General features: G+C 57.4%; 13 protein-coding genes. 2 read left to right on the forward strand and 11 right to left on the reverse strand.

Annotated elements, in window-relative coordinates; translation table 11 throughout:
* From BLW21_RS18420 to BLW21_RS18460, 9 genes are all read right to left on the reverse strand, one after another.
* Positions 1–392 (reverse strand): Abi family protein (locus BLW21_RS18420; protein WP_092743160.1); only part of this gene is annotated, 392 nt, incomplete at its 3' end.
* A gap of 228 nt (positions 393–620) precedes the next feature.
* Positions 621–785 (reverse strand): DUF3606 domain-containing protein, encoded by a 165-nt coding sequence (locus BLW21_RS22165; protein ID WP_092743162.1) that lies wholly within the window; start codon positions 783–785, stop codon positions 621–623.
* Between the two features lie 54 nt (positions 786–839).
* A complete protein-coding gene (locus tag BLW21_RS18430) occupies positions 840–3,497 on the reverse strand; it encodes a DEAD/DEAH box helicase (protein ID WP_092743164.1) in 2,658 nt (885 codons plus the stop codon).
* Positions 3,498–3,506: 9 nt separating this feature from the next.
* Positions 3,507–5,093: a site-specific DNA-methyltransferase gene (locus BLW21_RS18435; protein WP_092743165.1), complete on the reverse strand. Its 1,587-nt coding sequence runs from the start codon at positions 5,091–5,093 to the stop codon at positions 3,507–3,509.
* Positions 5,094–5,275: 182 nt separating this feature from the next.
* On the reverse strand, positions 5,276–7,996 hold the full coding sequence (locus BLW21_RS18440) for a TrlF family AAA-like ATPase (RefSeq protein WP_092743167.1): 2,721 nt from the start codon (positions 7,994–7,996) through the stop codon (positions 5,276–5,278).
* Positions 7,997–8,108: 112 nt separating this feature from the next.
* Complete coding sequence (locus tag BLW21_RS18445; RefSeq protein ID WP_092743169.1) at positions 8,109–9,161, reverse strand: tyrosine-type recombinase/integrase; 1,053 nt, start codon at positions 9,159–9,161, stop codon at positions 8,109–8,111.
* Between the two features lie 48 nt (positions 9,162–9,209).
* Entirely contained in the window at positions 9,210–9,509 is a 300-nt protein-coding gene (locus tag BLW21_RS18450) for a hypothetical protein (protein ID WP_092743171.1), read from the reverse strand.
* A 1-nt stretch (position 9,510) separates the two neighbouring features.
* Positions 9,511–10,053, reverse strand: a complete 543-nt coding sequence (locus tag BLW21_RS18455; protein ID WP_092743173.1) for a hypothetical protein — start codon at positions 10,051–10,053, stop codon at positions 9,511–9,513.
* A gap of 274 nt (positions 10,054–10,327) precedes the next feature.
* On the reverse strand, positions 10,328–10,729 hold the full coding sequence (locus BLW21_RS18460) for a hypothetical protein (protein ID WP_175471044.1): 402 nt from the start codon (positions 10,727–10,729) through the stop codon (positions 10,328–10,330).
* 187 nt (positions 10,730–10,916) lie between these two features.
* On the opposite strand from BLW21_RS18460, the gene BLW21_RS18465 reads away from it, so the two are divergent.
* Both BLW21_RS18465 and BLW21_RS21760 read left to right on the forward strand, forming a co-directional pair.
* Positions 10,917–11,531 (forward strand): DUF305 domain-containing protein, encoded by a 615-nt coding sequence (locus BLW21_RS18465; protein ID WP_092743177.1) that lies wholly within the window; start codon positions 10,917–10,919, stop codon positions 11,529–11,531.
* Between the two features lie 320 nt (positions 11,532–11,851).
* On the forward strand, positions 11,852–12,427 hold the full coding sequence (locus tag BLW21_RS21760) for a DUF6122 family protein (RefSeq protein WP_217633889.1): 576 nt from the start codon (positions 11,852–11,854) through the stop codon (positions 12,425–12,427).
* 454 nt (positions 12,428–12,881) lie between these two features.
* Here BLW21_RS21760 and BLW21_RS18475 read toward each other — a convergent pair whose 3' ends face one another.
* Entirely contained in the window at positions 12,882–13,352 is a 471-nt protein-coding gene (locus tag BLW21_RS18475) for a DUF305 domain-containing protein (protein WP_092743179.1), read from the reverse strand.
* Between the two features lie 107 nt (positions 13,353–13,459).
* Complete coding sequence (locus BLW21_RS18480; RefSeq protein ID WP_092743181.1) at positions 13,460–15,985, reverse strand: multicopper oxidase domain-containing protein; 2,526 nt, start codon at positions 15,983–15,985, stop codon at positions 13,460–13,462.
* Between the last annotated feature and the right edge of the window lie 7 nt (positions 15,986–15,992).

Here is a 15,992-nt window from a genome sequence, read left to right on the forward strand (position 1 = left end):
GCCGCCTGCTCGGCCGGGGTACTGCGCTTAAAGAAGCGGGCTTGCTCGTACCAGTTGTTGTCGCCGGTGTAGCGGGTGATGTGGTAGATAATCTGGGTGCGAAACGATATTTCCAGCCGCTCAATGGCTTCCAGGCAGAGCAGACGCAGTTGCTTGTCGAACTGGTAGCGGCGCAGAATGTCGTCGAAGGTAGTGCCGGGCTGAAAGTGGCTGGTACCGGGCGTCAGGAAGCTACCCCAGTAGCCGCTGAGCCGGTAGTAGCTGATGTTGGCCAGGTAGCGTAGGGCTCTCGGCTCGTCCGCCACCACCAGGCCCCGGGCCTGCAGCTTCTGCAGCTGCTGGGTGAAGTCGATGGCAGGCTTGGTAAAGTAGCGAGTAGGGCGGGGCGGCATAGGGTATAGGCAAAAAAAAACCCACCCTCAGCGGGGTGGGCTTCCGGTCAAACAGCAAGCCGAAGCTTGTGACCGAAGAATTTTACGGTACCAGCCAAACAGCACCGGCAAAGCCGGTGTGGCGGATACTTTGTTTGTAGACCAAAGATACAACTTTCAGAGGGAAATGGCAATCCCAGCTCCTCAGAGCCCCAGCTATTAGTGGCAAATCTTGTCAGCAAGTAGGCTTTACCGGTACAAGTAAGCTCGCACATCAGCCGCCAACGGGCCTACAGCAAGTACCGCATTGCGCAGCCGGGTTTCCGCGCAGTTTAGCGCCTGACACCAGTAATTGACTTCCATTGTGGAAGTAAGATTAACGCGGGAAGCATCGACGGGAGGAGATGGGACCATGTTTAGTAAACACGCAAAAACCAATAAAAACTCCACTCTCAGACAGCAAACCCATCATATCTCCCGCAAAAGGTTGAGGAAGTTATCGAGTGTATGTGCCCCGTCGACGGCCCGCCGCTCATACACCATATAGTAGCGGAAGTCGTTGCCGGCTTTGTGCGCCCAGGTAGCACCCAGGCTGATTTTGGTTTCCGCATCGAGGTGGTCGCCCTTGGTTTCCACCACCAGCGTCTTACCGCTTTTGGTCTGGATGATGAAGTCCGGGTAGTGATTGATAAAGCCGTTGATGCGGAAGCCTTTGCGCTCGGGGTTACGGGTCCAGAAGGCAATGTTGGGCAGGTTGGCTATTTCGTTGATGACCCGCTCCTCAAAGCCGTTGATTTTGCCTTCCTTCTCATACAGGGACTTGGTAATGGCTTTGCTGGTATCACCGGGGGCAATCTGCAGTGGGAAGGTATAAGCGGGCTTGATAATGGCCTTGTCCTGGTCGAGGAAGTTGCTGAACTGCTGGTAAGCATACTCCTCGGAAAGTTGATCGATTTTGAGCTTGATTTTGCGCGAGTACGAGTACTCATGGTTGGCAAAGTCGGTGAACTGCTCGTCGGTGAAGTCTTCCAAGATGCGCCGCAAGTAGCGCTCTATCTCCTTATCGGCGATAGGATACATACTGCCGATCTGGTCCAGAATGCGGCGTGTGAAGTTCTTCACCCGGCTGTCCTTACGGGAGGGGTCCAGGATGAAGGCCATGATGCGCTCCTTGGCGTCGCCGTCGATGCGGGTGAAGGTGGGGGTGGCTTCTTTTTTGGTTTCGTCAAGGTCTACCCGGTAGAGTTCCGAGGAGATGCCGTTGAACCGAATATCGGTATCGGCCTTACCCAGCTGGAAGCCCTGTAGCAAGTATTCCTTTTCCAGCAGCACGGTCGTACCGCCATCACCGCTGTCGAAGAGGCTGGCGGACGGCTTTTTCCAGTAGAATTGGGGGAGCATTAGTGCCTGAGCCTGCTCGCGGAAAATGTCTTTAATGGGGTAGGTTTTCACGAGCGATTGAAGTTCAGTGGGCAGCACGGGGATGTTCCCGGTTGTGCTTTCATCCACGACTTTTTTAAAGGCGGCGTCCTGTTCCAGCGCCGCTTTAGCAATGGCTTCCACAGTACTGGTGGCCGGCCCGCTCAGTGCCTGTGTCGTATCTGCCGTTTCGGCCTCGTCCGTAACGGGTTCCACGGGCGCGACGCGGGAGAAATCTACCGCGGCCAGGTCGTCCATGCCCGTGTTGGCCGCCGGCTTCTGGTCGAAGTCGAGGGGGGCCTGGGTGAAGGTGCCCGTTTGGGCGGGCTTGGCCGTTAGGGTGGCCGCATCGGCTACTTTGTAGTCGCGGGAGCTGAACCCGGCCTTGTTCAGACCCTGCACGATTTTGTCCAGGGTTTCGATGAACTTGGTGGAGGCGGTCAGCACGTAGCTCATGTTGAGCATGGGCGCGGTGTGGGGCGCCACGTAGGGCTGGCGCAGCACCCGGCCCAGAATCTGCTCCACGTCCACGGCCGAGGACTTGTTGGCCAGCGAGGCCAGGATATAGGCAAACGGCGCGTCCCAGCCCTCTTTCAGCGCATTCACGGTGATGATATAGCGCACCTCACACTTAGGCGAGGACAGGTCTTCGTTTTTAAGTTCGTTGAGCCCGGCCGTTTTGATGCGGATGTGGCTTTCAGGTATTTTTAACTCAATGAGCTTCTTTTTCAGCAGCTCGAAGGTGGTGTTGTCGTCGGCCGTTTTGGGCTGGGCCTGAAATAGCACGATGGGCCGGATATAGCGCCCGCCGGCTTTCTGCTCCTGCCGGGCTTGCAGCTCCAGGTTGCGTTGCAGCTGCAGAGCCGAGTTGATGACTTCGGCTAGATCGTTGTGGTTGTAGACGATGACGGGTAGCTTCACCATGTGCTCCTTCTTGAGCGCCAGCGCGTCGACGAAGGTGATGATGTTGCTGTTTTTGCGGGGCGTGGCCGTCAGGTCGAGAATGAACGAGGGGTTCAGGCTCTTGAGCATGTCGACGCTTAAATCACTCTCCGCATTGTGGCTTTCGTCGACCACCACCACCGGGTTCAGGGCCTGAATCACGCGCATGAGGGTAATGTCCTCGTCGCCGGGGCCGAGCAGGGTGCTGAAGGACTGCAGGTTGCCGTTTTCCTGGTACACCTTGCGGTCTTCTTTGTTGCGGGCCCGCAGGCTGTCGAAGCTCAGCACCACCAGGCTCAGCTGCTCCTGCACGCTACTGGCCGAAAAGCCGCTGCCCTGCAGCAGGGCCGCTTTGTCGTAGACCTCGACGCGGCCGGCGAAGTGGGTGCTGATTTTCTGGCGGTAGGGGTGCCGCGGGTCGCGCAAATTGCGCAGGGTCTGGTCGAGAATGGTGATGGACGGCACCAGCCACACGACAACCCGGGGCCGGTCGGCGGGGAAGGCGGCAAAGATGGTGCGCAGGGCGTTGCTGGCAATGAAGGTCTTGCCGCCGGCCGTGGGCACCTTGATGGTGACGTGCGGCACGCCCGGCACCGTGTTTTTGTAGGGCTCAATGGCCGTGCCCGGAAATGGCTTGAGCGGCGTGCGCGGGTGGGTAGCCCAGAAGTCATGGAAGGCGTCGGGCAGGTTTTTGGTGGCCTGCACGCAGTCCAGGAAGCGGGCGAGGTCCGTAATGACCTCCTGCTGGTAGGGTTTAAGCTCCATCGGGGTGGTCTAGAAACGCGAAATGTCGCGCGGGATTTTCTTGAAAATGAGGCCGTGCTGCGTCATAAACTCCGGGGTGAGCAGGCAATTATCGGCGTAGATGATGTACTGGCCCGCCTTGGTGCGGATGGTGCTCAAAAACTCGTGGTCGAGCGTCGTTACCTCGTCCGGCACGTAGTGTAAGTAGTAGGCTGTCCCGTCGTTCTGGCCGAGGAAGGCCGCGTTGTCGTCGGTGGTTTCGGCCGGGAGCGGTTGCTTGGTTTCGGCGTAGTAGAGGTACTGGCGCAGGCCCGGCAGGCCGGCTTGCTCATTCAGGTCGCCGCTTTCCGTGAATACTGGCTCGCCCAGGGTCAGGTAGTCGAAGCTGCCGCCGGTGCCGGGCTGGGCGGCGTAGCCCTGCATCACGCGCTTCACTCGCTCCGCCGTGATGTGCTCGGCGTAGTCTTCCATCTCCGTGAGGATGAATTTGCGGTTGCCGCCGTCCTGCTGATTGAGCTTGAGCACGGCGTGGGCCGTAGTTCCGCTGCCAGCGAAGCTGTCGAGGACGATGGAGTCAGCGTCAGTAGCAAGTTTTAAAACTCGCTCAATCAGCTTAGTAGGCTTTGGGGTTGAGAAAGTCAGTTCATCGTGAAGAATCTTATTGACTTCCTTTTTAGCGTCTTGCGTGTGGCCTACCTCTGAATAAAACCAAAGAGTCTGCGGTACGACACCATCCTGAACATCTGATAGAAAGCGCTTTACAGATGGACTAGACTTACCGTCTTTGCCCCACCAAATTCGGTTATCCTCGTGATACGCCCAAAACTTTTCCTCATTTATGACCCAATAACGGCCCTTTGGGGGGCCTTCAATGATTCTGCCAGAGGGAGATGTAATCGAGTATGTGCCAAGACTGTAGAAGTTCCTTGCTGATAGGTCGCCCGACTTCCACGGTCCTCGTGGGTCATTGTCTGGATTCTTATAACGGCTATTCTGCTCCTCACTGCGTGACATTAGGTTGGGCCGCCATAATTCAGCATTTCGGGCATACACCAAAATGGAATCGTGGTCCACGGAGAAGTGCTTTGCTGAGTTTTTCGGGCTGTAGTTCTTCTGCCAAATAACATTCGTTACGAAGTTGCCAGAGCCGAAAATCTCGTCGCAAACCAGCTTGAGGTTGGCGTATTCAACATCATCAATCGAAATCCAAATGCTACCATCTTCCGCTAGTAGCTTGTGCAACAGCTTGAGGCGCGGGTACATCATGCACAGCCATTTATCGTGGCGGGAAAGGTCTTCGCCTTCCTTGCCCACTACCTGGCTGAGCCACTTCTTGATTTTGGGGTCGTTGACGTTGTCGTTGTACACCCAGCCCTCGTTGCCGGTGTTGTAGGGCGGGTCGATGTATATGCACTTCACCCGGCCCTCGTACTGGGGCAGCAGAGCTTTCAGAGCTTCGAGGTTGTCGCCGTGGATAATCTGGTTGCCGCTGCCAGTAGGTTCGGCGGTTTTGGTGCCGTCGGCCAGGGCCCCATACTGGTGGTCGAGGAGGCGAAACGGAACGTCCTGGTGGTGGTTGATGACTTTGTCTTTACCAATCCAGTGGAGGGTGGGCATAAAAAAGCGTCGCGTGGATGAACCTGCGAAGATAAACCATGCTAAAAGCCGGTGCTAATGCGAAAGCATATTGGGCCCCTAAATGCCGCACTCTTCGGACCTCCAAAGTACAGCAAACGCCCAAACTACCTGGCGACAGGAATAAAACACATTTGTTTCCTCCCATACCGTCAGCAGGTTTGTTAAAAATTATACTTCGCCCGCCGGCGGGCAAAGGCTTCTTTACCTCCCTCAAGCACCTTCTCAACCAGTTGATGAACAGCTGGCGTTTCGAGGGCTCCACTCGTGCCAACGCGGATGTGGTCGTGCTCATAGGCTAGGCCCACAATCAGGTCGGCGTCACCCAGCACAGGCACGTTGGCATTGTGGGTAGCGAAGAGAAATTGACGCTTTTGTTTCTGGTCTTTGATGATGGGTACGATATCATCTGCGATAAAGCGGTTATCAAGGTCATCCTCTGGTTGGTCAATCATGAGCGGCACCGACGAATCTAGTAAGAGAAGCCGCAATACTGCGGTAGCCCGCTGCCCTACCGATAGTTCTGCCAACGGGCGCCAGACCGCTTCACCCGCTCCCACTTCTGCTACATTTAGCTCCAAGTCGGTGGAGGAAGGCAAATCCAATTCTTCCAGCTTCATGCACGCTTCAGCACCAATACCGGCAAGTTGCTCTGCCTGACCAGCTGATAAACCATATTCCTGACGAAGGTTTGCCGTCTCATTCCGGCGGCAGGCTTCAGCTAGCCCTAGCAAGGAGATATCGGCTTTATTCTGCAAGGCGTCCAAAACTACGGTGTACTTTTGGCCCCCCTGATTGTTGGCTGCCATAGCTTCCCGAACCAGTTTAACTAACCCGTCGCGAGGAGTGAGGTGCTTTACCCGCACTCGTACCCGATTGCCCAGCTTGGTTGTCACCTGACTAGCGGTGCGTACTAGGTCTCGCTGCTCATCACCTAATATTCCCTGATAGTCGGTAAAAAGGTTGCGCCGCCGCTGTCGCACGGTGTCACGTTCAGCAAGCAGACCAGTCCGCTGCTTTTCGATAAGTTGCAGCTGGTATATATCCTTCGCTAATTGTAAATAATCAGAACTATCTACATTTTCGGCCTGCAACGCCCGGAGCTGAACCTGCAGCTCTTCATCCGCGGCTGTGCGTAGCGGCTTCCAGGTTTGCTGCACCAGCTCCAACTGGGCGCGCGACGAAGTGAGCGCAGCATCTAATTCGGTAGCTGTACGAAGCGTCACCGCTTCAACTTGACGCAATGACTCGTCAAGTCCACCCAGCAGTTCCGCGTTGGGCAGGTCTTGGAGCGCAGATGGGGTAAGCCCATCGTGGTCAAGAGCAGAAGCCGTCCGCAAAGCCTCCAGGGCCTCTTGGACCGGTTTCAGCCGGTCACGAGCAATTTGGAATAAAGTCCCTTCGCGCTGCCAGCGAGTATGAGCATCCAATTTTGCTGGTAAGTCCGCTTTTTCATACTCTGCCCGTCGTAGGTGAAGTGCGGGCAGGCGTGCCAGTCGCTCATCACTCGTAGCAATTTCCTTGTCCAGTGTCAGCAGCCGCTGGCGTGTTTCACCCAACTCTTTTTGAAGCGCCTCTTTCTGACTAGCAGCGGCGGCGGCACGAGGAGGCAAAAAACGGCGCAGCAAGGTGGTTAAATGGGTAGGGTCGCGGGCTAGTTCGGCAATTTCGTGCTGACCATATATTTCGGGAAGCTGACGTAATACATCCAATGGTTTTACGTCCAGCACATCGCCGTTTTCGTCGCGCACAATGGCCGGCCCGGCGTAGGTGCGCTCAATGAGGTATGCCACAACGGCGGGCGTGTGCCGCTGTACTGCTACCGATATCTTTCCGCCGTTTCGCAGCATGGCTTTCACAAGGCTGTCGTGGTTCCGGCGGGCTTCCGAGCCAGCTATCGGCGCATCAAAGGCATAGCGTAAGGTTTCTAGGATAGAGGACTTACCTGTGCCTCGCCCCCCAATAAGAACATTCAAATTGGTGTTAAAGGAGAGACGCAAGCCGTCCAGCAAGCCGCCCTCCCAAGCTGCACCGAGTATTTCCATGTGGCCATCAGGCGCGGTTTCGCTATCGAGCCGAATACGCGGTGTGGGGTCGAGAAAAGCTTGCCGCAACCCCTCGACTGTTAAATCAGCTAATTTGATGGAACTGGTTGCTCCTACTTTACTTACCTGCGCCGGCCCGTTGACATCGCCCGCGTTGACCAGTGCCATCAGGCGCTTTCTGTGGTACTCTGTTTGGCCATTTTGAGCGATATCCAATTTGCCCGGAAGCAAATCCGTGATGGCTCCTGGTATCGCCGAGGCATACAGATTTTCGCATTTCCAGGGCTTGCTGCTGCGTTCTCCACCATCCCATAAAACACCATTTGCCAGGGTTACATGAGCCGCAATGCAAATGCCACCCCACTCGGCCCCCTGCACTTTATGCACCAGCTCGTCCATCGTCTTCACCCCATCGCCGTTGTCGCCACAAGGCACCGGGCCAGTGATGCCGCGCAACTCCCCGGCCAGTAAGTCCAGTCGGGTTATTTCAGTGCCAGGATTGAAAAGACAAAGCACATGGTGCCCTAGACTCGTAGCCGCTTCAAATCCTGGAAAAACCGTGATTCCCGCCGCTTCAGCAGCATCCCGTAGCCCAGCACCCGTTCGGGCCCGCCAATGGTCCGTAATTGCTATAATTTGAACATTGGCCTCTTTCAGCGCAGCTACAAACGCAACGTTGTATTCTTCCTCTGTAGCAAAGCCATGCCCCGCTTTGCCGTTCTCCTGCGTGTAAGCAAAAGGATTGACTTGTAAGGCACAACGATAAAATTGAGACCCATTGGGTTGAGCAAGCGCTTGACGTATGGGGTGGGTTTCAGGAAGTCCGAAAGAGAATTTCATGCGCCAAAGGTAGAGGACCTTTTTGCATTTGAAAGCATCGATAAGGTGCTTAATTGTTACCCACTGCTTAGAAGCAAATCGAAGGAGCGGACCTATTTTAAAAGCTTGTATGCTATAGCCCTAGGCTTTGAGCCGCATTATAAGAAATCACATTGTTGAGCTGGGTATAGCGTTCAATCATGGCATCCGTTTTCTGCTTGGTCTGATTCTTAATAGCCTTGTGAGACTGCCCATTGAGTACAGCTACCGTAACAAAAGACACCCGCAACGAGTGGGCCGAGTAATCCGGGCCGAGGCGCTTTTGCACCAGTTTATTGATGGAAATGTCCGAGAGTCTCTTGTCTGAGGGCGCGGCCATCTGCCCCGGAGTTGCCCGCGGAATCTTCACGAACAGCGGCCCCGTGGTCCGGCCCAGCAGATTAAGCCAGGCCCGGAGGCAGCGCACGGGGCAGAAATCCGCATTGGGGGCGTAGAAAATGGCTTTATCCTCCACCGCTCCATACTGATTGGTCTTGCTTTTGGCCAGATGCACCAGCAAGGCCCGCTCCGTGAATTCCAGTTGCTCGATATTAATGTCCACCAGTTCGGAGCGCCGGAAAGCCCCCGCGAAGCCGACCAGTAGCAGCGCCCGGTCCCGCAGGCCCGCCGTCGTTTCCAGGTCGATGCGACGAATGGCTTGTTTCAGCTCTTCGACGGTAAAAGCCAGCGCTTGGTCCTGCCGCTTGCCCAGGGTGCGGGCAATGCCTTCCATAACGATGTTGAGCGCATCCACCGTTGCCGGCATCGGGTGGCCGCTGAGCTGATGCGCCTTGCGGATGGCGGCCAGGTGCCGCCGGATGGTGGCCAGCGCGTGCGGCCCGGTAAGCGGTTGTTGCCCTTTCTTTCTCTCCCTACCGCCCCCAGCATCTGGAGCCGGCTTTTCGGAGGCCAGGTAGGCCACGTATTCCGTCAGGGTGGTGACCTCGGCCGGCACTGCCGTAAATCCGTGCAGTGTGCAAAACTCAGCGTAGGAGTTCAGGTCCGACTTATAAGCGCGTTCCGTGTTGGCGGCCCCTCTCAGGCCCGTTTCCAGGAAGCCGGTCACTTTGGAAGAAGCCCGCGCCAAGTTGGTCGCTACTCCTGACCTTGCCGTTACGGCCGGTACGTTGCGTAGGGGTTTACTCATGATTCGGGGGGAAGGGCAAAGTTGAACAGCGGATGGACAAGACTATGCTTAGAAGGTGGTGTCATCCATGAAGTTCACCCAGCGCAGGTAATCCGCTTCACTGAGCTGATGGGCCATGTAGTCGTGGACCGAGTGGCCCCGCTGGGTAAGGATGAAATCCTGAAACGAGGGGGAGCCACCCGCCCAGCAGGCCGCCATGCCCCGCCGCAACAGCAGCACCCGAATGGCCGAGGGGTGGCTATCCACCCATTTGATGTATTCTTCCGGCGTGGGCTTATAAACGCGGGCTTGCTGCAGGTAGGCCAATGCCTGCGTTGTCACGCGCTCAACAAATTCCAGTTGACTCATATTATTTAACCGTCCAGTGGTAGCCGCGCCGGTAAGCCCAGAGCACGATGTTGGGGGCGATGTCTTCCGTGAAGCGGTAGCGGGAATACGTGTAGAGGGCGAACAGCCCCGGCACCACCCACACCAAAACCGGGTGAGCCGCTTTGACGGTGTGCACGATGAACAGGTGCAGCAGCAGCGACGGGATGAAGCAGGCTACCAGCAGGCAAAGCGTGAACGGCAGCAGCCAGTGCCTGGTGCCGCGCAGGCGCAGGCCGATAGCTACTCCTTTAAGTAAATAGAGCAGCGCGTAGAAGCCGTAGGCCAGCGCCCCGATGCTTAGCAGCCGGGCATACCCGAAACCCGGCCCTAGAAAAGCCAGGTTGGTCGTCAACACCAGGCCCAGCACCAAGAACGGGGCCAGCACCAATGTTTCGACTACCAAGCGAAAGCCCAGGCCTAGTAGCACGGACAGACCGTTGCCGATGGCTTTACCGTTTTGATAGGACTGCCGAATGTTGGGCGCATTGCGGCCGGCCTCGTAGCCATCTTCATAGTCAGACATAGGTGTATATATTAGGAGTGTTAGTCGCCAAGTAAAGGAAGCGCTTATCAGCAATATCAGGGATAAAAGTAGGCTAGAAAGATAAGTTATGATAATTGGGTATTATCATAACTTATCTTTGAAAATGGTAGGTATTGATAAGACTTACTAATCGATACCTATATGAATACAGAAGAAAGCCCCTCATTCGGTGGCTTTTTAGTAAAAGCTAGGAAAGCAGTTGTCGCGGTACTGCTTCCAGCGCCTTTACCTTAAGAGAAGCTTATGGTTGAGCTCACGGCTTGGGCACCGGAGGAACGGGCTTTGTATTAATGGTCGTATAGCGAATCAGGGCCGCGGTGTCGCCGCCCGCATCATTCCAAACGCAGTTACCGGAGCCCCAATAGAAGTAGTGGACCACATGACCGTCCTTGTCCGCCGGGGCTTTGCGGTACTTACCTGGGCCGGTTACGAGGCGTATCCATTCGTCCTTTGCGATGGCCACGTCCCCGAATAGGTAGATGTGGCGAAACTCGTTGGATGGGGTGCCATCAGGGTTAAACGTACGGTCCACCACGGCAAAACCGAGGGTGCTGACCGAGGCGGAGGCGCGAAGCCAAACGCCTTCGGCAGCGGGAGTGGATGCATTGGTAACGCTATGCAGTGTGAGGCTCATCAGTGACGGGTATTTATTCAAAGACAAGGATAAGCTAATTAGGTCGAAATAGGACGTACAGGTGGGATATGAAAACCGTTCTTGCCTCGGCTGCAAGGCAGCAAAACGGCTGGAAATTATGCAAGCAAATCGGCCGCACGGTGCACAAACAAAGTGCGTAAGCTCGGCTTAATACCGGTGTACTGCTCACCACTTTTAATCCCAGCTCATGAACCGATTTTTGCGTTTGCCCTTCCTCTCTTTACTGGTCTTCAGCGTGCTGTTCACGGCCTGTAAGATGGACCACGATATGGACGACATGAAGCACGACAGTCCGTATATGAAAATCATGATGGACATGATGACCCAGATGGACACGCAGGTCAAAACACAGGACCCGGACCACGACTACGCCACTCAGATGGTCATGCACCACGAGGCTGCCATCAAAATGGCCGAGGAGGAGCTGCGCACCGGCAGCAACCAGGAAATGAAGACCACCGCCCAGGACATCATCACCAAGCAGCGGGCCGAAATCGGGCAGTTCAACGCCTTCACGAGCGGCCACCAGCCCATGCAGCCCCTGGTGCCCCAGTTTAACACCGTGCAGAAAACCAACATGGACAAGATGATGGCGGCCAGCGATGCCCGCATGATTACGGGGCGGGCCGACTACGATTTCGCCCAGCTCATGGTAGACCACCACCAGGCTGCAATTGACAATTCGGAGACCTTGCTGCAGTACGGCCGCAACGCCACCACCAAAGCGCTGGCCCAGAGCATCATCACCGACCAGCGCCAGGAAATTGCCGCTCTGCAAAACTGGCTGACGCGCAACCGCTAGATTGAGCTTTAATTTATGTAAAAAGGCAGCTCTTGCGGAGCTGCTTTTTTTGCTTTTAGCGACCGGTGAGTGGCCAAGTGAGCTATCAGCAGGCTTCTACCATGGAAATATCTACCATGCTCCCATTGTCGGTTTTCCGCCTCGTTCTGTATCCCTGCATAGTCGCTGGTCTGGCTTTAACCGGGTGCCGGTCATCCGCTGTAGTTCCTCTGTTTCCCGCTGCTGCCGGATACCGTCCCCCGTTGCGGGCACCGCTCTTGGACACGGCGACGGTCGTCACTGCCCCCGAGCACCCGACCACCCCACAGGGTCGAAATAAAGTGGAAGTACGACCTCGGGTAGTGGGCCTGGGGCGCCACGTGCCCCGGGAGAAACAAGAGCTGACGGACAAATCGGGCAGGGTGTATGCGAAAGCCACGCCCGGGGATACCGTGCGCCGCGCCACCAAGCCAATGGGCCCGCGCGGGCTACGCCGGCAATTCCCCACCAAACTATTCAGCGCCCAAACGCTGGTGCATTACAGCCTGCACTTTCTTTTTCCGGCCGTGCTGGCGCTGGTGTTATTCCCCGCGATGTGGCAGGCCGCTTACCTGATGATGCTGGCCACGATGCTGATGGACCTGGACCACCTGCTGGCCAAACCCATCTTCGACCCGCTGCGCTGCAGCGTGGGGTATCACCCGCTGCACTCTTTTTATGCCATTCCGGTGTATGCGCTGCTGCTCCTGCTGCCGGCCTTGCAGCCGGTTGCCGTGGGCCTGCTGTTCCACCTGTTCACCGACACAGTAGACTGCCTGTGGAACTTCAGCCACTGCCACGAGTGCTACCTCAGCTCCCGTATTTACGCCTTGCGCAATTGGGTTAAGAAGCTTCTGGGCCGGGAGGTTGCTGAGTAAATAGGTACAGAAGCGTTGGAGGCGGCACCGGCTAATGCCCAGGCCGTGGTCGTCCCGGCTTCCAAGATGCGGCCTTTGCGCCACTTGGAAGCCGGGACGCGACGGCCGCTACCGTATCAGCGGCGGCGTGAACGACGTGTTCGATGTGCGCTATTTCACCCGGCGCTCGGGCGGCTACCCCGGCCCCGGCATGCTGCCCGCCCACGGTCAGCACCAAGTGCCACTGGTACATTACGCCGGATGAAGACGCCGCCCAACAATTCCTGGATACCAAGGACACTATCAGCCAAGACAAAATTATTCTGCGGGCGGCGCTCAACACGCCCCAGGAAACGCGCCCCATTCCCTTGCCCCCCGGCACGCGCCGGCGTGAACAATGACAACTACACCACCGACGCGACGGCCACGCTGAGCGTGAGCGCCCTGGTGCAGGCTTGCCAGTAGCCCTGGTAGGCTACTGCGCGGCCCGCTCGCGCTCCAGCCGGACAATCATCTGCTTCATCTGCTTAATTTCGCGCTCCTGAGCCTCGATAATCTCGTCGGCCAGCTTCCGCACTTCGGGGTCTTTGATGTCGGCCCGCTTGCTGACCATGATGGCAATGGAGTGGTGCGGAATCATGGCCTTCATCCACAGCGTGTCGCCCACAAAGGTCTGGGAGCGCACCATAATGGTGGCCAGTACGAACAGCACCAGGCTGCCGCCCATAATCAGGGCGTTGCGCTGCTTGTTGGGGTACATCTTCCACATGAAGCCCATCATAATCAGGGTCATCGGCACCAGCATAATCAGGGCCATGTACAGGCGGGTGAGGCTGAAATACACGTGGTCCCATTCGTACACGTTGAGGTACATCACCACGTACATGGCCACCAGCGAGGCGCCCAGCATCAGGAAAAAGCGGGAGTAGGGGTTTTTGTGCTCCATAGGGAAAGGGGAATAAGTGAAAAAAAGGGTTTGCCTGAAGGCCAGATGTAAAGCAGCCGGCCAAGGCAGATGGGGTAAGGCCCGGCGAATGATTTGCCGGGCCGGAATTAAAACCGTATGCTCAACCCGCCGCCGCCGCCGAAGCGGTTGTCGTAGCTGCCCACGAGCGAGAAATTGCGCGAAAGCAAGTATTCCAGCCCGGTGCTCCAGACCACTTCCTTGCTGAAGCTGCGGTTGTTTTCGAGCTTGTTCACCCAGCCGAAATCGGCTTGAAACTCATAGTAGCCGAACGCGGCCAGCCGGGGAAAAATCATGATTTCGCGGCCCAGGCTCAGGCGCGGGCGTAGCTTGTTGTCGATGCGGGCATCGAGGTTGAACATGTAGGGCGTAAAGAAGCGCAGGCCGGCGACGGCCGTGGTGGAGGTTTCGTTCGTCATGCGGCCGGGGCCCTGCTCGGTGGGCGCGGGCGCAGCCCGGCGGCGGGAGTTTTCCACGTTCACGCCCCCAAACACGCGCAGGTAGTCGTAGAGGTACCGCTCGTAGGTAGCCTCGGTTTCCCAGTTGCGGTTCCAGCCGTATTCCACGCTCAGGTTGAACTGGTTGCGCAGGTTGGACGACGTCAGGTTCAGGCTGCTCATCTGGGAGGCTACATCGAGGCGGCCCCAGTTGTAGTAGTGGTTGGTTTCGGCCAGCAGGTTGCTCAGCGGCGCGCCCTTCAGGCGCGGGTCGCGGGGCGTGTCGTAGCTGGCAATGCGGGCCATGCCGCCCATCATGTGGTAGAGGATGTGGCAGTGCAAAAACCAGTCGCCCGGCTCGGTGCCCAGCACCTCAATCGTCACCTGCTGCATGGGCGGCACATTTACGGTGTGCTTGAGGGGCGAGTAGTCGCCGTTTTCGTTGACGACGCGAAAAAAGTGCCCGTGCAGGTGCATGGGGTGGTGCATCATCGTCAGGTTGTTGTAGGTGATGCGCGTAAGCTGGTTGCTGCGAATCGGGATTTTATCGGCCGACGACAGGGGCACGCCGTTCATGCTCCAGATGTAGCGCTGCATGTTGCCGGTGAGGTTGAGCAGAATTTCGCGCGCCGGCACCGTGTCGGCGTAAGCCGTTTTCTGGGGCGCGCGCAGGTAATCGTAGTTGTACTCGGCAAACATATCCATGCCGCCCATGTCCATACCGGCCATCGACTTGTCGGCCCCCATATCCATGCCGCCGGCCTTCTTCTGGCCGCCCATATTCATACCGGCCATGGGCTTGTTGGCAGCCGTTTTCATGCCCTTCATGGGCATCTGGTGCCCGGCGTGGGCCGTGTCGGCAGGCATGTTCATGCCCGCCGTTTTCTTCTTATCCTTCATCGGCATTCCGGCCATGTCGGGCTTGGGCTGGGCGGGCTGCTTGCTCATCTTGCTGCCATCCATGTCCATGCCGGCCATGGGCTTGTCGGCGCCCATCTGGTGGCCGCCCATCTTCATGCCGCCCATCTGGCCGTCCTGGCTTTTCTTGTCCATCTGCATGCCCCAGTTTTCTTTCATCTGTTGGGGGTCGACGTGGTGGGGGCGGAACTTGAGGGCGGGGGCGCCCATGCGCATCTTCATCTGAGCCATCTGCTGCATGAGCCCAATTTTGTCGGGCCGGGGCAGCACCTGCGCCGCCAGCACTGGGCCGGTACCCAAGTAAGCCGAGGTGGTGCCGGAGCCGTCCTGGGCCATGGCCCGCAGCTCCAGCTGACCGTTGGCGGGTACCGTCACCAGAAAATCGTAGGTTTCGGCCACCGCAATAAAGGTTTTGTTGCGGGCTACCGGCACCACGTCCTGGCCGTCGGCAGCCACCAGCAGCGGGGCATCACCCCCAAACGTCATCCAGAACTGCGTCGAGGCCGCCCCGTTGATAATGCGCAACCGGACCCGCTCGCCGGGCCTAAACTCGGGGTACTGCTGCACCGGCTGGCCGTTCACCAGAAAGGCGTCGTAGTAAATGTCGGCAATGTCGAAGCCTTCCATGCGCTGCTTCCAGAAGTTGAGCTGCGCCCCGAAGGCCCCACGGGCCACCACGCGGTTGAGCGGTGTGGCCGTGCCCTTGCGGATATTGTACCACTCGGTGCCCCGCTTGAGAAAGCGCAGCACGTTCTGGGGCTTCTGGTTGGTCCAGTCCGAGAGCACCAGCACCAGGTCTTTGTCATAGGTCAGACGCTCCTGCTTAGGCTCAATCACGATAGAGCCGTACACGCCGCTCTGCTCCTGCAGCATGGTGTGCGAGTGGTACCAGTAGGTGCCGGACTGCCGGAGCGCAAACTCGTATTTCTGCGTCTGGCCCGGCTCGATGGGGGGCGTGTTCAGGTAAGGCACGCCGTCGTAGAAGTTGGGCAGCAGCAGCCCGTGCCAGTGCACCGACGTTTCCACGTCCATCTCGTTTTTCACGTAAATCACGGCGTAGCCGCCCTCTTTAAACCGGATGGTGGGGCCGGGAATGCCCCCGTTCACGGTCATGCCCATCACGGTTTTGCCCGCCTTATTCACCGGCTCCTGGCGCAGCGTCAGGTTATATACGGTCGTGTCCGTCTGGGCCCGGGCGGGCGGGCCGGCCAGCAGCAGCGTCAGGAGCAGGGAAAGGGAGAGTAAGAAGTTAAATCGCATATCGGAG

Origin of the sequence: Hymenobacter psychrophilus, from assembly GCF_900107135.1 — a bacterium.
Lineage (GTDB): Bacteria > Bacteroidota > Bacteroidia > Cytophagales > Hymenobacteraceae > Hymenobacter > Hymenobacter psychrophilus.